The organism is Hydrobacter penzbergensis, assembly GCF_900106985.1.
Classification (GTDB): domain Bacteria; phylum Bacteroidota; class Bacteroidia; order Chitinophagales; family Chitinophagaceae; genus Sediminibacterium; species Sediminibacterium magnilacihabitans.
On the sequence record NZ_FNNO01000009.1, the window covers coordinates 12,674 to 31,140 of the forward strand.

The following is an 18,467-nucleotide window of genomic DNA, read 5'->3' on the forward strand; positions in this document are numbered from 1 at the left end:
TATGAATCAGCTTAGACGAATAGCCGGCATCATCTGGATCTTATTAGGACCTGCCGCCATTTACTTTCTCATCAAAACAGCCGCTGCAGAAATTGCGCAAAAGCCCGATACCAGTACTATTATTCAATGGAGCGTGTTTGTAGTGGTCTTTGTTCCCATTGCGGTAGGATTGGTCATATTTGGTTATTATGCTTTCAGGGGCGAATACGATGCAAACGATTAATTTTGGCACATGTCGATTGAAGTAAAAGAACTGAGTAAACAGTATGGCGAACAGAAAGCGGTAGACGGTATTTCTTTCAGCGCAAAAAAAGGAGAGATCGTAGGCTTCCTGGGTCCCAATGGCGCAGGCAAGAGTACTACCATGAAAATGATCACCGGCTACCTGCAGCCCGATGGCGGCACTGCTGCCGTTGAAGGGTTTGATGTACGCACAAATCCGTTGGAAGTAAAGCGCAAAACCGGCTACCTGCCGGAAGCCAATCCCCTCTATTACGATATGTATGTAAAGGAGTACCTGGCATTTATTGCCGGTGTGCACAGGGTGAGTAATGTGAAGGGAGAAACAGAAAGGGTGATCGGGCTTACCGGTCTGCAAGCAGAAAGCCATAAGAAGATCGGGCAGTTGTCCAAAGGATACAAACAGCGGGTGGGACTGGCCGCGGCCCTGGTACACAACCCCGAAGTGCTGATACTGGATGAACCTACCAGCGGACTGGACCCCAACCAGATCGTTGAGATCAGGCAAGTGATCAAGGAGCAGGGGCGCGATAAAACGGTGTTGTTTTCTTCTCATATCCTGCAGGAGGTGGAAGCCATCTGCGACCGGGTGATCATCATCAACAAAGGCCGGATTGTGGCCGACGACCGGCTGGAAAGCCTGCTGGAAGGTGGAAAACTGGAAGACGTATTCCGCAGTTTGACCCGTTAAAACAAGGCAAATCCGTAAATTGCGGCCTCAAGTAACGTAAAACCTCAAATATCATAAACCTAACAAGCAATCGAACATGAGTTACATTATTGAAGTACATGCAAGACAAATATTAGACAGCCGCGGTAATCCTACGGTGGAAGTGGATGTGGTGACCGATGACGGAGCCCTGGGCCGTGCAGCCGTTCCGAGTGGCGCCAGCACCGGTATTCACGAAGCTGTGGAACTGCGCGATAACGATAAAAAGAAATATGGCGGCAAAGGTGTGCTGAAAGCCGTGAACAACGTGAACGATGTTATTGCAGAAGCCATTGTTGGTTTTGATGTTACCGAACAAGCTGCTATTGATGCTGCGATGATCGCGCTCGATGGTACTCCCAATAAAGGCAAGCTGGGTGCGAACGCACTGCTCGCTGTGAGCATGGCGGTAGCCAAAGCGGCAGCCGAAGAAGCAGCCCTGCCTTTGTATCGTTATATCGGTGGCACCAATGCCAAAACATTGCCCATCCCCATGATGAACATCCTCAACGGTGGTGCGCATGCCGATAACAAAATTGATTTCCAGGAATTCATGATCATGCCCGTAGGCGCTCCTTCTTTCAGTGAAGGTTTGCGTTGGGGTGTAGAGATATTCCATACCCTCAAAGGCGTATTGAAGAAAAAAGGATACAGCACCAATGTGGGCGATGAAGGTGGTTTCGCCCCCAATATCCAGAGCAATGAAGAAGCCATTGAAACCGTACTGGAATCTATTACTGCTGCCGGATACAAAACCGGTTCACAGATCGTGATTGCTATGGATGCCGCCAACAGCGAACTCTGGGATGCTAAAAAGAAAAAATACGTTTTCCATAAGAGCAGCGGCAAAGCCCTCAGCAGCGATGAACTGGTGAAATTCTGGGAGAAATGGGTGAAGCAATACCCCATCGTATCTATTGAAGATGGTATGGCCGAAGACGATTGGAATGGCTGGAAAGCCCTTACCGACACCGTTGGCAGCAAATGCCAGCTGGTAGGTGATGACCTGTTCGTAACCAATGTAGAGCGTTTGCAGACCGGTATCGATAAAAAAATCGGCAATGGCCTGCTGGTAAAAGTAAACCAGATCGGTACCGTAACCGAAACCATCAACGCCGTAACCCTGGCACAGCACAATGGTTACAATACCATCATGAGCCACAGGAGCGGTGAAACAGAAGATACTACTATTGCCGACCTGGCAGTGGCCCTGAACTGCGGACAAATCAAGACCGGCTCTGCTTCCCGTACCGATCGTATGGCCAAGTACAACCAACTGATCAGGATCGAGGAAATGCTGGGCGAGACTGCGATCTACCCCAAGGGCAAGATCAAGTTCGGAAAGAAATAATTTTTGATCGTCATCCTGGGCGAGCAAAGAACGTCATCCTGAGCGAGCGAAGCGAGTCGAAGGACCTGCCGGGCATTCGGGCAGATCCCTCGGCTGCGCTCGGGATGACGATCAATGTCGCTCAGGATGACGATTTTAATTAAGATATTTCTTGTTAATTTTAGGGTATGAAAAAAGCCGCTTCTTTCCTCACCAACAAATACCTCCTGGTATCTGCCTTCTTTGTGGTGTGGGTGCTTTTTTTCGACCAGCGCGATTTTTTCCAACAGCGCGAAAAACTGGGTGAGTTGAAAAAACTGGAGACCCAGAAAAAATATTACCAGCAGGAAATAGAAAAGGCCCGTAAAGAACTCACCGATATCCAGCATAACCCGGCAGCCCTGGAAAAACTGGCCCGGGAACGTTACCTGATGAAAAAAGACGGGGAGGATATTTATATTATTGAAGATTCCCTGACCACCGGAAAATAATCCGGTCATTATTTCGTTGCGCTTTTCCTTACAATATTGTTTTCCTCGAACCGTTTTAATAAGGGTGGTATCTACCGGTATCAATCGCTGTTATTAAATATGAAAAAAATCAAGGAAGAGGACCTGATATTGTACCTCTATAAAGAATGCTCTCCGTCGCTGAAGGCAGCTATTGATCAGGCTTTGGAAACGCACAATATAGAGCTGGAAGAAAAACTGGCTCTGCTGCAACGCAGCATCCGTCAGTTGAATAAGCTAAAGCTCAAACCTCCCTCCCGGTTATCGGTAAAGGCCATATTGAAGTATGCAAAGAGTAAGCATTAGGAGCTGTTTCAAATCAATTGCTAACGCTTACCTTTACTATGCATGACCAAAAAAGAGCGATACCAGTTTGTGATTGATTATTTTGAAAAGCACATGCCGGTTGCAGAAACCGAGCTCACCTACGACAATCCCTTTGAATTACTGGTAGCGGTCATTCTCTCTGCCCAATGCACCGATAAGCGCGTGAACATGACTACCCCGGATATTTTCAAACGATATCCCACAGCGCAAAAAATGTCCAAAGCAACATTCGACGACCTGTTCCCGCTGATCAAAAGTATTTCCTATCCCAATAACAAGACCAAACACCTGATAGGAATGGCCCAGATGCTGATGGAGCAATTCAACGGCGAAGTGCCCATGACAGTAGAAGAATTGATAAAGCTTCCTGGTGTGGGGAGGAAGACGGCGAATGTGATCACCAGTGTTATCGATGCCCAGCCCAATATGGCCGTTGATACACATGTATTCCGTGTAAGCAAACGCCTGGCGCTGGTGAGTGAAAAAGCATCTACTCCATTGGCGGTAGAAAAAGAACTCATCAAATACATACCGAAGGAACTTATACACAAAGCGCACCACTGGCTCATTCTACATGGCCGCTATACATGCCTCGCACGTAATCCCAAATGTGCGGAGTGTGGATTGAAGGAAATGTGCAAATACTATAAAGAAGAAAACACTTAATTGTCCGTCATCCTGAGCGAGCGAAGCGAGCCGAAGGACCTGCTTGAACATTCAGGAAGATCCCTCGGCTGCCCCTTCGACTCGCTTCGCTCGTTCAGGGTGACGTTGCTCGGGATGACGTGCCCAATATTATTTTTTCTTCGTGCCCGCCACCAGTTCATAAGAATCATCTATGAACTGCTTCAGTTGTTTGGATGATAATACCCCATTTACGATCACTGTATTCCAGTGCTTTTTATTCATGTGGTAGCCGGGCAATACGGTATCGGGATATTGTTCCCGCAATTCTATAGCAGTATCCGGATCGCATTTGACATTGAACTGCAAGGGCTGTTCATCCATACCGCATAATAAGAACATTTTTCCCTTCACTTTAAAAACCAATGTGTCTGGCCCGAATGGAAGGGTTTCTTCCACATCCGGCTTGCTCAAGGCATAGGTTCTGAGTTGTTCAATATTCATATTTTTTATTAATAAGGTTATGCTGGCTATATTGTTTGCATCCCCCCTGGAGCGACCTTCTTAGTTTTATTGAATTGCAAAACAATTAGACAACATACGCCTTTTGTGCAATTAATGTGCAATTAATGTGCAATTCATTTTAATCGGTAAAATGCCCCAGCGCCTTAACCTCAACAGTAATGCCCATGGCATTTGCGTTTGCAAAACCACAAATCCATTTCAGGTAATCATCGTGCCAGCTTTGTTTGTATTCTGTGTTTTGTTGTTCGGGCATATCAATGTAAAATTAAGCTAAATCGCGCTTCAACTTTTATGGGTTGTCGGAAAGATTCCCCAAGCCTATTTGTACCTTTATCCAATGGCACCAAAGGTTTTAAATAAGGCCGAATTACTGTATTGTCTTTCTCAAAATGGAAAGACTATCCGTTCTTTTGGAATAGAACGCATGTATGTTTTCGGGTCTTTTGTCGGGGATTCCAAAATTAAAACCAATAGCGATGTTGATTTTGTTTTGGAATTTAAAGCGGGGCAAAAAAGCTTTGACAATATTGTTGACCTGGGAGATTTTCTTGAACAGCTCCTTGGGAGAAAAGTTGAACTACTTACGCGAGAATCCCTAAAATCAGATACTGGTAAGCACATTCTTGCAAGTTCTGAGGAAGTGTCTATTTAATCTATTCTTTCAATTATTCTCATCATGCCTGAATCTGACAAGCAGATAATACAGTCCATCTTGAAAGAGATTGAAAACCTCAATACTATCATGAGGGATAAAACCCAAAATGACTTGGAAGAAGACCTAACACTAGAAAGGGCCGTTTGCATGACACTTGGAATCATTGGAGAGAAAACATCAAAAGTATACGACCTGAGGGGAAAGAAAATTGCCAAAGGGTGGGTACGGGCGGTTACTATATTTATAGCAGCATTTTCTTTGTAATTAGAGGGATAGGGGCACCGAGCTATACGGCATGGCAAGGCGCCGCAGTGGGTGCTATGGTCGGTTTACCGGAAGCTGTGGTACTGGGGAGCATAAGCCTTCTTTTTAAAAACTCAAAGACTTTTTTGTCGCTGGTAATCTTGCGAAATGGAAAGTGTTTCAATCTATAGATTGCAAACACTGGTGAAATTAGCTACAAAAGGTTTAGCCAATAAGCAGCATATAATACACTGCAAACTTATATATAGATAAAATAAGGGTAAAATAAGGATATTTTGACAGAAATAGCTATCTTTATAGATAAAATAAAGATAAATTAGGGATATATGCATATTTCAAAACTGGATTTCAATAACATGGATATGCAAAAAGTCATCCAGTTAATTGGCAAGATAGATGCTTTTAAAGGACGATGGGGGAGCATTGAAAACAAGAGCGATCGTTATTTACGGGAACTAAGGAAAATTGCCACCATTGAAAGTATCGGTTCCTCAACGAGAATCGAAGGAGCTGTTTTGACAGACGAAGAAGTGCAACAATTGGTAAATAATATCAGGATCACGGAATTTAAAAGCAGGGATGAAGAAGAAGTATTCGGTTATTATGAAGCCCTGGACATTATTTTAGATAATGCATCCAGCATTGAATTATCAGAGTCATACATACTGCAAATGCACGCCATTCTATTAAAGTATAGCAGCAAAGACCAAAGACATAAAGGAGCATACAAGAATTTACCCAACTCCGTTGTTGCTAATTACCCTGATGGTAATCAAAGAACCATATTCAATACAACTGCACCCCACCTGACACAAAAGGAAATGCAGGAAATGATTGATTGGGTGAATACAGCTATACAGCAATCGTCTGTTCATCCACTATTGGTTATTGGGCTATGCGTGTATGAATTCTTATCTATCCATCCTTTTCAGGATGGCAATGGAAGGACGTCGCGGTTACTGACAACATTATTATTACTGAGAACAGGATATGAATTTGCACAATACATCTCATTCGAACATATCATTGAAGAAAGAAAAAAAGAATACTACCGTGTATTAATGCACGATCAGCAACTCAGGGGAACTGATAAAGAAATTATCAGTGAATGGATGCTGTTTTTTTTAAGTAGCCTTGAAATATTGATAGAGAAACTGGAAGCTAAGTATGCTTCTTACAAAGAACGGGGTAACTACATAAATGAAAGACAGCAACAGATCATACAATACATTGAAGAAAAACAACCCGTTAAGTTGAATGATATTGTAAAAGGGCTCCCCGATCTTTCCGTTCACACCATTAAAAAAGACCTGCAATTGTTAGTTCAGCAACAGATGATTAGCAAAGCTGGTGAGAAGAAAGGCACGGTTTATATAAAACGACTAAATACGTGATGTTTACTTTAAAAAATTATTCAGATAGCCTAATATAGTTTTCGTTTGCATCATTAGGGTAACATGCCCTTGTGAAGGAACAATGGCCAAATGCGATTTTGGCATCGGCGCTAAATCAGCAGCAACACCACCTCCCAATAATTGGTATGTTTTTGCCAACTCAATTTTATCCAGTCCGTCGTTGTCACCAGATATGATTAATTACCAACGGTCTATTTCCGCCATCTCATAATCGTGTCGATACCGGTCAGGGATGTGACCATTTCGCATGCAGCCCGCTTGCAATGAAGGGAAAATATCTTCAAAGGTCCTTACTTCATTCATAAACACCCTACGGTATATATGCGAGCGGGTAAGTTTTTTATAATCATCGATACCGGCGGCACCCAGCAATTCAACAAAGCTGCTTACTGTTGCCGCATGGTAATTGGCCACACGCTGTTTTTTATCGGCTACAACCAGCCCAACCGATAAAGACGGATCTTGTGTGGCAACGCCCGTAGGACATTTATTGGTATTGCATTGCAAAGCCTGTATACATCCCAGCGCCATCATCATCGCACGTGCACTGTTGCAGGCATCGGCGCCTAAAGCAAACGCCCGAACCAAATGGAAACCAGATAATATTTTACCAGATGCAATGATCTTGATATGTTCCCGGATACCGAAACCGGTGAGCATATTGTGCACGAATGCAAGCCCATCGAGCATAGGAGCGCCTACATAATTGGAAAATTCCTGCGGCGCAGCACCGGTACCTCCTTCTGCGCCATCTACTGTAATAAAATCGGGATAGATATCCAGCTCGATCATGGCCTTGCAAATGCCAATGAATTCGCTTTTGCGACCAATGCATAATTTGAAACCTACCGGCTTGCCGCCTGATAAATCACGGAGGTGTTGGATGAACAATACCAACTCACGTGGTGTACTGAAAGCGCTGTGATAAGTAGGAGAGTATATAGTAGTATACGGTTCTACATGACGGATGGCAGCAATCTCGGGTGTATTCTTCTTGCCTGGAAGGATGCCGCCATGACCGGGCTTGGCGCCCTGTGAAATCTTCAGCTCAATCATCTTTACTTGCGGCAACAAGGCATTCTCACGGAAACCTTCATTGGAGAACAAACCATCTTTATCGCGGCAACCGAAATAACCGGTACCTATTTGCCAAATGATATCACCACCATGTTTCAGGTGATAAGGACTGATGCCCCCTTCACCTGTATTGTGTGCAAAGCCGCCGATCTGTGCGCCGGCATTGAGCGCTTCAATGGCATTCGGACTCAACGAGCCAAAACTCATGGCCGACACATTGAGGATGCTGCAGGAATAAGGGTGTTTACATCCTTTATTGCCCACGAGCATGCGCGGTTGATGATCGAGTTTGTGAAAATCTTTCGGCGCGATGGAATGACTCATCCATTCGTATCCTTCTGCATAAACATCCAGTTGCGTACCGAAGGGCATGGTATCTGTTTGCTGTTTGGCACGCTGGTAAATGGTAGAACGATCAATGCGGTTGATGGGGCGTCCGTCGATATCAGACTCTACAAAATACTGGTACAACTTCGGACGGAGATCTTCCATCCAGAAACGCATCCTGCCTACTACGGGATAGGTGCGCATGATGGAATGCTTGACCTGGATCATATCATAAATGCCCATCAACACCAGGGGCAATACCAGGAGCAGCAGCCAGAGCCAGCCTGTTCCGAGAAAATATGCCAATGCAGTGATCAGCAACAATGCCAGGATTGAACCAAGGATAAAGATCTTTCGCATGTTGTATAGTTAAGATGAAACTACTACAAAAGTAAATATCTTTAACAGGAGATGGATTACCTGAAAGAATACCGCAGTTTCATCAGCAGCCATTACCTGAGCGAAGGGGTAAGGATCACCGCGGCGATACTCCTGCCTGTACTGATCTGGAGCTACCTGGGCAACCTGCCTGTGGGCATGACGATGGCCCTGGGCGCTTTATCGGCAAGCATTCCCGATAACCCGGGTCCTATCCATCATCGCAAGAACGGACTCATCGTTTGCACGATCGTGATCTTCTTTGTATCCATCGTCACTTCTTTAACGGCGCCCATACATACACTGTTCTTTTTTGTGCTCACCGGCTTCTGTTTCATTTTTTCCATGATCGGCGTATACGGTGCAAGGGCCGGCTCTATTGGTGTTGCTGCTCTGTTGGTGATGGTGTTGCAAACAGAACATCCGGCAAAAGGATGGGATATCTTATTCGATAGCCTCATACTGGTAGCAGGAAGCGGCTGGTATATTTTACTCAGCCTGGTATTGTACGGCATGCGACCGTATAAATTGATACAACAGGCATTGGGTGAATATGTGATGATGGCTGCCGATTACCTGCGGGCGAAAGCCACTTTCTACGATAAGGAATTGGATTACGATAAGAATTACCAGGTATTACTGGCCCGGCAGATCGCTGTGCAGGAAAAGCAGAACCTCGTGGCGGAACTGATCTTCAAAACCAGGAGCATCGTTAAAGAATCCACGCATACCAGCCGGGTTTTAATGATGATATTCATGGATGTGGCCGACCTGTTCGAACGGGCCATGACTTCTCACCAGAACTATGAAAAGCTGCATAAGTATTTTGATGAAACGGGTATACTGGATGAGTACCGTTTACTCATCGTGTCTCTTTCCAATGAACTCGATGAAATAGGCATTGCACTCAAGAGTGGCACCACATCGGGATACGACCAACGAATCGATGAAGAGTTGCTGGAAGAAAGAGATCACTTGCAGAAGTTACGCACCACCATGCTCAACCCTTCGAACATTGAAGGATTCATCAGCCTGCGTCATATACTGGACAGCATCGATGATATCGCTGCGCGGATCAGGACCCTGCATCATTATACCTCCTACGATAAAAAATTACGCAGGAAAAAGATTAACACACCCAACCCCGATGATTTTATTTCGCACCAGGATATCGACCCTAAAATGTTGCGCGATAACCTGAGCTTCCAGTCGAATATTTTCCGGCACTCACTGCGCATCACTACTTCAGCGGTCTTTGCTTACCTGGTAGCGCAGTTCCTGCCGGTGGGACATAGTTACTGGATATTACTGACAGTGATCGTGATACTGAAACCTGCATACAGTCTCTCCAAAAAACGCAACGTAGAAAGGCTTACAGGCACTATTCTCGGCGCACTTATAGGATTGGCCTTTCTGTATTTGGTGAAGGATAAGACCGCCATTGTGATTGTGCTGGCTTTCGCCATGATCGGCACTTACAGTTTTATGCGGAGGAAGTATATGGTGAGTGTAACGATGATGACTTTCTATCTGTTGCTGATGTTTCACCTGCTCGACCCGAAAGATTTCGCAGTCATTTTCACCGACCGTATCATTGATACATTGATCGGCTCAGCGATCGCTTTTATTTTTGGTTACCTGTTGCAACCGGTATGGGAGCATGAACAGATCAATGAAACCATGGCTACAGTGCTCAAAGATGGTATATTGTATTACCGGCTCACGGCTGCACCGTTTACAGGTAAACCTTTTGACAAAGCGGTTGCCAATGTAGCCAGGAAAAACAGTTGGGTGGCGTTGGCAAACCTGTCAGACGCGTTTACACGCATGTTATCGGAGCCGAAGAGTAAACAGATCAATATACCACATATCCACCAGTTTGTAGTGGCCAACCACATGCTGGTCTCTCATATTGCCACACTTACTTATTATGCCGATTCACTTTCAAGTGAATATGTTATGGAAGATTATCAACCACTGATCAATGCCAGCACGCGTTATCTTGAACAGTCTTTGCAGTTGGTAGAAACTGGTAAAGGAGATGATGACCTGCAGTACGATACCACCGGTGTGCGATTGATGGACCAGCACATCAATGAACTGATGCGGCAAAGACAGGAAGAACTGAAGAAAGGCATCATTGAATCTTCACTGCGCAAAAAGTTGTCGGATTTCAAATCCATTACCGATCAGTTCTATTTCATTTATAAAATAGCCACTGATATACAAAAAATAAGCCTGCACCTGAAACCGGAAAATGAGTGATGCTTAGAGCATCGCTTCAATGGCATCTAGCAGTTCACTTTTGGTAATGGGAACACCCATGATCTTGTTATAACCTTTGGCATCTACCAGGAATTCATCGCGGATGATGCGTACCAATTGCCCGTTGTTGATCTCAGGAATCAATACTTTATCAAAATTGCGGATGATCTCACCCAGGTTCCTCGGGAAAGGCTTCACATAGCGCAGGTGTGCATGGCTAACGGCTTTGCCTTCTGCCTGCAATTCAGCTACCGCGCTTTTAATGGCCCCATAAGTAGAGCCCCATCCCAACACCAATACTTTTCCTTTTTGAGGTCCGCTGTCGAGTGTTTGCAAAGGAATATAATCGGCAATCTTGTCTACTTTGGCCTGGCGTGTTTTCACCATGTGCTGGTGGTTGTCCTGGTCGTAACTCACATTACCTGTCACATCTTGTTTTTCCAGTCCGCCGATGCGATGCTCCAACCCAGCCGTTCCGGGAACAGCCCAGGGCCTTACCAGTTTCTCATCGCGTTTATAAGGAAGGAATTTTTCTTCCCCTTCATCCAGTTGCTTTTTGAATTTCACTTCAATGGGTTGCAATTCTGCCGATACCGGGAATTTCCAGGGCTCGGCGCCATTGGCAATATAACCATCACTGAGCAGTATCACGGGCGTCATGTGCTGCACGGCAATGCGTACCGCTTCATAAGCAACATCGAAACAATCGCTCGGTGTGGCGGCGGCTATGATGGGCATGGGGCATTCGCCATTCCGTCCGTAATAAGCCTGCATCAGATCGCTCTGTTCTGTTTTGGTGGGCAAACCGGTAGAAGGTCCGCCGCGCTGTATGTTTACAATGAGCAATGGAATTTCCAGCATCACGGCCAATCCCATGGCTTCGGATTTGAGTGCCATACCGGGTCCGGATGTAGTGGTTACACCCAATGAACCGCCATAACTGGCGCCGATGGCCGATGTAATACCGGCGATCTCGTCTTCTGCCTGGAAAGTGCGCACACCAAAAGCTTTGTGCTTGCTCAGTTCATGTAAAATATCCGATGCCGGTGTGATGGGATAAGTACCCAGGAAAATGGGCAGTCCGCTTTTTTGACTGGCGGCGATCAACCCCATCGACAAAGCCTGGTTACCCATGATGCTGCGATAGAGGCCCGATTTCATCCTGGCTTTCTCTACCTTGTAGCGGGTAGTAAAAGCTTCTGTAGTATCGCCATAATTATAACCTGCCTGCAGTACTTTGATATTGCTTTGCAGGATACCGGGTTTCTTGCCGAATTTTTCTGTAAGGAAGTCGATGGTACTGTCCAGTGTACGGTTATACATCCAGTAAATAAGACCCAGCACAAACATGTTCTTTGCACGGTCTCTTTCCTTGGTACCCAGCTCGGTAAAGTCTTTCAGCGCTTCACGCGTAAGCTTGGTTACATCAACGGTAGTGAGGTCATAAGCATCCAGGCTGCCATCTTCCAAAGGATTCACTCCGTCGGGATAATTGGCCAGGCGCAGGTTTTTATTGTCGAACCCATCTACATTGGCAATGATCTTGCCACCGGGTTTGATACTCTTGAGGTTCACTTTCAACGCAGCAGCGTTCATGGCCACCAGCACATCGCAATGGTCGCCGGGCGTATATACCATGTCGCTGGAAAAACGCAACTGGAATCCGCTCACGCCGGGCAGTGTGCCGATCGGGGCGCGAATTTCTGCGGGGAAGTCGGGAAATGTTGCGAGGTCTATACCCAATAAAGCGGTATTGTTGGTAAACTGTTGCCCCGTCAGTTGCATTCCATCACCACTATCGCCTGCAAATTTGATCACTACATCCTGGAGGAGCTCTTCTTTTCTTGTCATGCCAAAAACTGTTATAATAGTACGCGAAGTTACTATAAACTGTTCATGCACAGTAATGGAAACAGATCGACTATATTTGACGGCAAAAAAACGGTTAATGCCGATCAGAAATAATATGCTGGGATTCATCCTGATGCTAACGGTCAATAGTATTGCGAGTTGTAATAATGTTTCAACCGGAAAGGAAGTTTCGGACACCGCCTCCATTGTGAAGTCCGCTGCCGCGCCCGCCAAACCTGCGGCCGTTGATCCGCTTGCCCATTGGCAGCCATTGGCATACGACAGCACCAAAAAATATATTTACCTCACTTTCGATGATGGTCCCCAACACGGTACGGTAACCTGTGTTGATACCTGCCGGAAACTGGGCGTGAAAGCCAGCTTTTTCATGGTGGCCATGCATGCCAAAGCCAAATCGGATGGTATGCAGATCGTTAAGATGATCCGAGATAGCTATCCTTCCTTCCTGCTGGCCAACCACAGCACCACGCATGCAGCTATCGGCTATCACCGGTTTTACAAACAGGTGAGCCAGACGGGCGAAGATTTTACCAACGCCCAGGAGCAATTGCATGTGCCTTATAAAATGGCCAGGCTGCCAGGCAACAGCGCCTGGGTAAGGCAGGGGGAAATGAAGGCTTCGCCGTTGGTGCGGCCGGTTACCGCTTTGCTCGACAGTGCAGGGTACAATGTATTCGGATGGGATGTGGAGTGGAGTTTCAACCACAAGAATGCAAGACCCGTTCAAAGTCCGCAGAAACTGCTTGCGGAGGTCGACAGCGCTTTCGCCAGGAACAAAACCCATGTGAAAAACCACCTGGTGATCCTTTCGCATGACCGGATGTTCCAGCGGCCGGAAGACGCGGCGGCCCTGTCTGCTTTTATCCAGTTGCTCAAACAGAATCCGGCCTATGTTTTGGAAACAGTGGATCACTACCCGGGCATCAAACCTCCTGTATACCAGCCATTCTGATAAAGCTAACATAGATGGACCCTCATTTATCTATGTCCCAGCAACTGGCTGCACCAAGGAGGGATGCATCCTCGTTTAATTGTGCCTTTTTTAAAACGATGTTCAGTTGCCTTTTTTTGAAAAACTGCTCCAGCGTAGGGAGAAAATGTGCATGGGCATTGGAAATATTGCCACCGAACACAACTGCCTCTGTGTTAAAATGACTGAGTTGCGGCAAAAGAAAAGCGCCAAGGTTTTCACTGAATTCAAGAAATAACTGTTTTATGATTGCCTGGTCATTTTCTTCCAGGATTTCTTTTACTCCTGAAATGGATTCTCCGTTTAACTCCTCGTAACGGCCCGTGAACCACCGGGTGGACAGGTAGTCTTCGGCAATAACATTCCGGAATGTTGTTTTCCATAAGTCTGCATCCGTGGCTACGCCTTCTTTATATATTGCCGAACCAAGTCCTGTTCCCAGGGTAAAGCCCAATACCCGGTGGTAGTGACGGGCGGCCCCGCAAAAGACCTCGCCTTGTAGAAAACTGGCGGCATCATTTACAAATCGGATGCTTTCAGCAGCCATGCCGAGGCGCTCTGCCAACAACAGTTTTATATTCATTTTATAAAGAGACCTGAATTTATCCTGGTCTTCAATCAGCGAAATGCCTTCTTTATAATTGAATGGCCCGGGCATCGCTATACCGATCCTCCTGCTTTCAGCAGGCATGCCAGTAAAAACAGTATTGATCACTTCACACCAGGTATCAAGTATCTGGCTGGCGGAGCCCCGCGCATTCACTAATTTTCTTTTTCCCGATCCGGTTACTACTGACCGTTTATGGAGATCCACTAGGGCGACAGTTATATGCGATCCCCCGATATCAACGCCTAACACAACAGACATGTCTTCTATTTTAACACCTTTTCTTTACCAGCTTAGCTTTATCGTAGTGCCTTCCGGATTGTTTTCAAAACTTAAATACAAAGTTTGCGAACCAGCATCCCATGTTTTTGTCACTTCTTTCAATGCGGCCCCGGTATGATCTGATAGCATAATTGCTTTGGGTGCTGCAGGTAATAACACCCGCATGCTATTGGTAGTCTTTGCGGGGCTTTTGGATATAAAGGAATAGCTATTATTTTTTACCAGTTCGTCATAGATCCTCGAAGCAGAAGCCAGCACGCTGGGGTGTTTTTTATCGGCCACCCGCGTCAAATTATACAGGAAAGCCTGTTGACCCGGCTGTACTGTTTTTTTATCGAGTAGAGGCAATTGCGGATCAAACAAATCGATAACTGGTCCCTTTACCACAAAGGGCTCATTGCTGATGCTTTCTTCCATAACCGAAACAATATCGTAGGCCCCTCTTTGCAGGTAAAAATTGTTTTTGTATACCAGCTTGCCCGCTTTTGCATCTTTCTCAAAAGCTTCCCTGATGATACTTGTAAAGCGATAGCTTCCGCCTTCTTCCATTACAAATTCTTTCGGGTTTTTGCGTAACAGGTAAACGGTGCCTTTCCCTGTACTGAATTTCTGGTCATCTGAAACAGGCTGAATATTCAACAATTGAAACAGCTGTTCGGCAGGTGTTTTAAAATGGTTGCCATTGGTATTCCACCATTCCGTTACATTTTGATAAGGGTCATTGTCCCTGCCGCAATAGACCAATACACCGCCTTTTTTCACCCATTCTGCAAGGTAACGATGCATATCGGCATTCATGGGCTTCATATTTGAATAACTCAATATCAATACTTTGATACCCTTCAGTGTTTCGGGGTAGGCAAGGTTCTCCAGGTGCACGGTTTCCACCGGCACGCCTGCCTTCAGCAATGGAAATGTTTGTCCGTAAAAATTAGAGAATCGCGGGTCTTCAAAACCATTATGTGTGGGGAACCGCTGAAACATCAGGGAATTGCACATCAGTACGCCAATGCCGCCGGAACCGCTGATCTTGTTTTTTGTCAGTGGCATATTGTTCAGCGCATTCACCATGATCTGCATTTGGGTGGAGTAAGGGCGGGGGATCAAGGTACTTTGGTTGGTGCCGGCAATTTTATAGGGATGGGTATAGATGCGTTCTGGCCAGGGCATTACTTCATAATCCGCTACCATAGGGTACAACAGCTTTGCAGTAAAAGTGGCCTGGTAATTTTGCTTGTAATCCTGCCAGTCTTTTTGCCTGTCCTCAATGGGATCGGTCAGGAAAAATAATTTTCGTTTGGTTGGTGCTGTCATGGAAACCATGGAGCCATATTCGAGGAAAGCATTTTCAAACACCCTTTCTTTGACTTTCCCGTTATAGAAAATCGGTTCGCGTGAAGTGCCTGTCCACACCTGGGCGATATACCCATCGATACCGGGCAGGGATGCGAGGCTTGCTTCGGGACTCACGATCTGCCAGGAGGAGTAGTTTACAAGGGAGTGCGTGGGGATGAATACTTTTACGTTGAGCCCCTTACGCTTACCGTATTGTTTGGCGTAGGCAGAAACTTCTTTTATGGCGTTATAATACAAGTGATATTTGAGCTTGTTGGACAGATAGGTGTTCTCGGCTGATTCATGCTGGGGCTTCCAGGGAGAACCATAATATTTTTGCCATTCGGCTTTGAACCCCGCGCTGTACCCGGCCCTTGCCCAGAATTCGGGCTCTTCCAGAAAGATGGATGTGATACCTGCGTCGATGACTTTTTTGATCACAGCGGTCTTCATATATTCAATAAAAGAAGCCGATGGTACAATATAAGGAACGTTGTGACCATGCCAGATGGTGTCGCCGTTGCGGGTAACCTGACCATCACTGAAATGATTTTTTCCGTCCCATGTGCCCAGGAAATAATTTTCGTATCCGCCCCAGGCGATGCCTGTCATGAAATTGGTCTGGTAACCTCTATCCCTCCATGACTTGACGCGTTGCTCAAAGCTCAGGCCCGGCCTGTCGCCCGCGCCATAAACAATAGCGATATCGGAACGTACGTCGATTTCCGGTATCCAGGGACTGCTTGTTTGAAATGCGGTTTTTTCTTTTGGGGCAATGGGTGTAACCTGGGCAAAAGAGATTGATTGCAGCAGCAGGCTTACTGCAGAAAAATAGATTTTGATGAACCCTCTACACAATCGCATAGTTGTTTTGTTTTTTAGAAAGATTGTATTGCCGGTGTCATATTACCGGCAATACAATCTTGAATAATACAGATTACCAGCCGGTGTTTTGTACCAATTGAGGATTATTATTTATATCCTGTTCCGGTATGGGGAAGAAATAATGCCTTTTGTTGAATACCCTGGTTTCAAAAGGTTTCTGGTTATAGAAGTCCGGCAGGGTGCCATCAATGTTTAAACCCATGGCGGGGCCGTTATCTGTTTGCTCTGCTATTTTCCATCTGCGTGTATCAAAGTACCGCACATTTTCAAAGCACAGCTCTACCTGCCTTTCACGCCAGATGGCCGCCCGCATGGCATCTTTGCCGGCGGGGATGTCCAGTCCTCCAGGTCCATATCCCGGTATACCGGCCCTGTCCCTGATCATATTGAGGTATTTGAGAATGTCGGAGTTTGCCGGATCATATTCATTCAACGCCTCTATATAATCGAGGTAGAGGTTAGCCAGCCGGTATTGCACCTGCACACCCTGACCATTTCTCCAGTCGGTGAGTTTGGCGCCTTTCCGTACGACGTAACCGGTGGGGCAATAATCATTGCTGGTTCCCTTGCCCGAATTACCCTTGAAATATAACCTGGTGATCACTTCACCTGAATTCGTGTTCAGCCATTTCCTGTTATCGTAAGTAATGTTTACATAAAAACGCGGCTCTCTGTTTACCCATTGGTTGAATATATCCCTGTTCTGGTTATCGTCGGGTGCTTGGAAGGGAGAGGTGCCCGATGCCACATAGCCAGAGGCCGGATCGGTGATCGATCTTCCGTTTGCCATGAAGAAAGCATCCACCTGGCGCTGGGTAGCGCCGAGACCTCCGCTGCCCCTGACTTCTGATGCATAACCGTTATGATAGGGTGTTACTTCGTAATTGCGGGCGTTTTCATCATCAGGTCTGCCGAAGATCACTTCCTGGTTCCAGGGGTCCAGCATCACATCGCGCAGGGAAATGAATGGGCTATAGTTGCCGCTGGCATCGTTTTTACGATACAGTGTATAAACACCGGGTACAAATTCGTCAATAAAAGCTTTATAAGCAGCAGCGGCGCGCTGCCATTTTTTTTCATCATAGGTCTGGCTGATCAGTTGTTTTCCATCCTTATTCTTCAGCGCTGCATAGTCCGTGTTCCCGTTATAGAGGGGACTGGCAGCCTGTAACAAGGCTCTTGCTTTGAATGAAAGCGCTATACCCCTCGTAAGGCGGGCGAAATTACCATCGTTGATGGGTTTTGTTGGCAGATCTTTTGCTGCGAGGTCGAGTTCAGAAACAATGAATTCTACACATTCATCCATTGAATTGCGCGGGAGGTTGATGGAGGAGGCTGGTACATCAACGGGAATCACGTTGTTACCCATCAGCACTACCGGACCGTAAATCCTGGTGAGATAGAAATAGTACATGGCCCTCAATGCCCTTGCTTCTGCCTTGTACCTTCTTTTTTGTTCATCATTGATGTCTACGGTTACCTTATCGATATTGTCGATAAAAATGCTTGCCGAACGGATGCCGCGGTAGAAATCTCTCCAGAATACCTGGGTAAACCAACTTCCTGCATCCCAGGAGCCGATATTGATGTCGTTTGATGCTACAAATCCCCAAAGGTATTCTGCTTCATCCGAAGCGCCTGTCCAGGGTCCTGAGTTGGAGTTGCCCACAAAGCGCTGGCTCCATTCACGGGGAATATAGGAGTAAACACTTGCCAGGAATTTCTCCGCGGTAGATCGGTTCCGGAAGGTTTCTTCGATGGTCAGCCGGTCGTCAGGTACCTGGCTGAGGAATTTTTTGCAGCCTGTGGAAACCAGGACCAATAGTAATAAAACAAGTACTGTATGTTTAAATTTCATAGTAATGCTTTTA

General features: G+C 46.1%; 18 protein-coding genes. 11 read left to right on the top strand and 7 right to left on the bottom strand.

The genetic code is table 11. The features are described from left to right. The first annotated feature begins 1 nt into the window (after position 1). The 6 genes from BLU98_RS10695 to nth all read left to right on the top strand — a co-directional run bounded on the left by BLU98_RS10695 (position 2) and on the right by nth (position 3,781). Entirely contained in the window at positions 2-223 is a 222-nt protein-coding gene (locus BLU98_RS10695; protein ID WP_092724026.1) for a DUF6814 family protein, read from the top strand. A gap of 9 nt (positions 224-232) precedes the next feature. After that, positions 233-931, top strand: coding sequence for an ATP-binding cassette domain-containing protein (locus tag BLU98_RS10700; protein WP_092724027.1), 699 nt, complete (start codon positions 233-235; stop codon positions 929-931). Positions 932-1,007: 76 nt separating this feature from the next. Then, positions 1,008-2,300, top strand: coding sequence for a phosphopyruvate hydratase (eno, locus tag BLU98_RS10705; protein ID WP_026768166.1), 1,293 nt, complete (start codon positions 1,008-1,010; stop codon positions 2,298-2,300). 167 nt (positions 2,301-2,467) lie between these two features. Then, positions 2,468-2,770 (top strand): FtsB family cell division protein, encoded by a 303-nt coding sequence (locus tag BLU98_RS10710; RefSeq protein ID WP_092724028.1) that lies wholly within the window; start codon positions 2,468-2,470, stop codon positions 2,768-2,770. Positions 2,771-2,869: 99 nt separating this feature from the next. Further along, positions 2,870-3,094 (top strand): hypothetical protein, encoded by a 225-nt coding sequence (locus BLU98_RS10715; protein WP_092724029.1) that lies wholly within the window; start codon positions 2,870-2,872, stop codon positions 3,092-3,094. A gap of 42 nt (positions 3,095-3,136) precedes the next feature. After that, positions 3,137-3,781 (top strand): endonuclease III, encoded by a 645-nt coding sequence (gene nth, locus BLU98_RS10720; RefSeq protein ID WP_092724030.1) that lies wholly within the window; start codon positions 3,137-3,139, stop codon positions 3,779-3,781. A 129-nt stretch (positions 3,782-3,910) separates the two neighbouring features. Here the strand turns inward: nth and BLU98_RS10725 are convergent, their stop codons facing one another. Both BLU98_RS10725 and BLU98_RS17835 read right to left on the bottom strand, forming a co-directional pair. Further along, positions 3,911-4,243 carry an MmcQ/YjbR family DNA-binding protein gene (locus BLU98_RS10725; protein ID WP_092724031.1) on the bottom strand — a complete coding sequence of 111 codons (333 nt, stop codon included), beginning with the start codon at positions 4,241-4,243 and terminating at the stop codon, positions 3,911-3,913. A gap of 139 nt (positions 4,244-4,382) precedes the next feature. Continuing rightward, entirely contained in the window at positions 4,383-4,517 is a 135-nt protein-coding gene (locus BLU98_RS17835; RefSeq protein ID WP_257574900.1) for a hypothetical protein, read from the bottom strand. An 84-nt stretch (positions 4,518-4,601) separates the two neighbouring features. Between BLU98_RS17835 and BLU98_RS10730 the strand changes: the two genes are divergently transcribed. The 3 genes from BLU98_RS10730 (at position 4,602) to BLU98_RS10740 (ending at position 6,577) form a co-directional block, all read left to right on the top strand. Beyond that, positions 4,602-4,916, top strand: coding sequence for a nucleotidyltransferase family protein (locus BLU98_RS10730; RefSeq protein WP_092724032.1), 315 nt, complete (start codon positions 4,602-4,604; stop codon positions 4,914-4,916). 24 nt (positions 4,917-4,940) lie between these two features. Continuing rightward, complete coding sequence (locus tag BLU98_RS10735) at positions 4,941-5,183, top strand: ribonuclease HepT family protein (protein WP_092724033.1); 243 nt, start codon at positions 4,941-4,943, stop codon at positions 5,181-5,183. Positions 5,184-5,509: 326 nt separating this feature from the next. Beyond that, positions 5,510-6,577: a Fic family protein gene (locus BLU98_RS10740; protein ID WP_092724034.1), complete on the top strand. Its 1,068-nt coding sequence runs from the start codon at positions 5,510-5,512 to the stop codon at positions 6,575-6,577. A 201-nt stretch (positions 6,578-6,778) separates the two neighbouring features. Here the strand turns inward: BLU98_RS10740 and BLU98_RS10745 are convergent, their stop codons facing one another. Further along, the gene (locus BLU98_RS10745) at positions 6,779-8,362 is read right to left on the bottom strand and encodes an FMN-binding glutamate synthase family protein (protein WP_092724035.1); all 1,584 of its coding nucleotides are present in this window, start codon (positions 8,360-8,362) and stop codon (positions 6,779-6,781) included. A gap of 51 nt (positions 8,363-8,413) precedes the next feature. On the opposite strand from BLU98_RS10745, the gene BLU98_RS10750 reads away from it, so the two are divergent. Next, positions 8,414-10,645, top strand: a complete 2,232-nt coding sequence (locus BLU98_RS10750; protein WP_092724036.1) for an FUSC family protein — start codon at positions 8,414-8,416, stop codon at positions 10,643-10,645. A 3-nt stretch (positions 10,646-10,648) separates the two neighbouring features. On the opposite strand, the gene BLU98_RS10755 is transcribed toward BLU98_RS10750, so the two are convergent. Beyond that, complete coding sequence (locus tag BLU98_RS10755; RefSeq protein ID WP_092724037.1) at positions 10,649-12,496, bottom strand: 2-oxoacid:acceptor oxidoreductase subunit alpha; 1,848 nt, start codon at positions 12,494-12,496, stop codon at positions 10,649-10,651. Positions 12,497-12,593: 97 nt separating this feature from the next. On the opposite strand from BLU98_RS10755, the gene BLU98_RS10760 reads away from it, so the two are divergent. After that, the gene (locus BLU98_RS10760) at positions 12,594-13,469 is read left to right on the top strand and encodes a polysaccharide deacetylase family protein (RefSeq protein ID WP_257574901.1); all 876 of its coding nucleotides are present in this window, start codon (positions 12,594-12,596) and stop codon (positions 13,467-13,469) included. 22 nt (positions 13,470-13,491) lie between these two features. Here the strand turns inward: BLU98_RS10760 and BLU98_RS10765 are convergent, their stop codons facing one another. The 3 genes from BLU98_RS10765 to BLU98_RS10775 form a co-directional block, all read right to left on the bottom strand. After that, the gene (locus BLU98_RS10765; protein WP_092724039.1) at positions 13,492-14,355 is read right to left on the bottom strand and encodes an ROK family protein; all 864 of its coding nucleotides are present in this window, start codon (positions 14,353-14,355) and stop codon (positions 13,492-13,494) included. A 24-nt stretch (positions 14,356-14,379) separates the two neighbouring features. Then, positions 14,380-16,575, bottom strand: a complete 2,196-nt coding sequence (locus BLU98_RS10770) for a hypothetical protein (RefSeq protein ID WP_257574902.1) — start codon at positions 16,573-16,575, stop codon at positions 14,380-14,382. Between the two features lie 73 nt (positions 16,576-16,648). Continuing rightward, a complete protein-coding gene (locus tag BLU98_RS10775) occupies positions 16,649-18,454 on the bottom strand; it encodes a RagB/SusD family nutrient uptake outer membrane protein (protein WP_092724040.1) in 1,806 nt (601 codons plus the stop codon). Positions 18,455-18,467 lie beyond the last annotated feature (13 nt).

Coding starts and splice junctions, on each gene's coding strand:
- BLU98_RS10695 (WP_092724026.1), top strand. CDS start 2: ATGAATCAGCTTAGACGAATAGCCGGCATCATCTGGATCTTATTAGGA.
- BLU98_RS10700 (WP_092724027.1), top strand. CDS start 233: ATGTCGATTGAAGTAAAAGAACTGAGTAAACAGTATGGCGAACAGAAA.
- eno (WP_026768166.1), top strand. CDS start 1,008: ATGAGTTACATTATTGAAGTACATGCAAGACAAATATTAGACAGCCGC.
- BLU98_RS10710 (WP_092724028.1), top strand. CDS start 2,468: ATGAAAAAAGCCGCTTCTTTCCTCACCAACAAATACCTCCTGGTATCT.
- BLU98_RS10715 (WP_092724029.1), top strand. CDS start 2,870: ATGAAAAAAATCAAGGAAGAGGACCTGATATTGTACCTCTATAAAGAA.
- nth (WP_092724030.1), top strand. CDS start 3,137: ATGACCAAAAAAGAGCGATACCAGTTTGTGATTGATTATTTTGAAAAG.
- BLU98_RS10725 (WP_092724031.1), bottom strand. CDS start 4,243: ATGAATATTGAACAACTCAGAACCTATGCCTTGAGCAAGCCGGATGTG.
- BLU98_RS17835 (WP_257574900.1), bottom strand. CDS start 4,517: ATGCCCGAACAACAAAACACAGAATACAAACAAAGCTGGCACGATGAT.
- BLU98_RS10730 (WP_092724032.1), top strand. CDS start 4,602: ATGGCACCAAAGGTTTTAAATAAGGCCGAATTACTGTATTGTCTTTCT.
- BLU98_RS10735 (WP_092724033.1), top strand. CDS start 4,941: ATGCCTGAATCTGACAAGCAGATAATACAGTCCATCTTGAAAGAGATT.
- BLU98_RS10740 (WP_092724034.1), top strand. CDS start 5,510: ATGCATATTTCAAAACTGGATTTCAATAACATGGATATGCAAAAAGTC.
- BLU98_RS10745 (WP_092724035.1), bottom strand. CDS start 8,362: ATGCGAAAGATCTTTATCCTTGGTTCAATCCTGGCATTGTTGCTGATC.
- BLU98_RS10750 (WP_092724036.1), top strand. CDS start 8,414: ATGGATTACCTGAAAGAATACCGCAGTTTCATCAGCAGCCATTACCTG.
- BLU98_RS10755 (WP_092724037.1), bottom strand. CDS start 12,496: ATGACAAGAAAAGAAGAGCTCCTCCAGGATGTAGTGATCAAATTTGCA.
- BLU98_RS10760 (WP_257574901.1), top strand. CDS start 12,594: ATGCCGATCAGAAATAATATGCTGGGATTCATCCTGATGCTAACGGTC.
- BLU98_RS10765 (WP_092724039.1), bottom strand. CDS start 14,355: ATGTCTGTTGTGTTAGGCGTTGATATCGGGGGATCGCATATAACTGTC.
- BLU98_RS10770 (WP_257574902.1), bottom strand. CDS start 16,575: ATGCGATTGTGTAGAGGGTTCATCAAAATCTATTTTTCTGCAGTAAGC.
- BLU98_RS10775 (WP_092724040.1), bottom strand. CDS start 18,454: ATGAAATTTAAACATACAGTACTTGTTTTATTACTATTGGTCCTGGTT.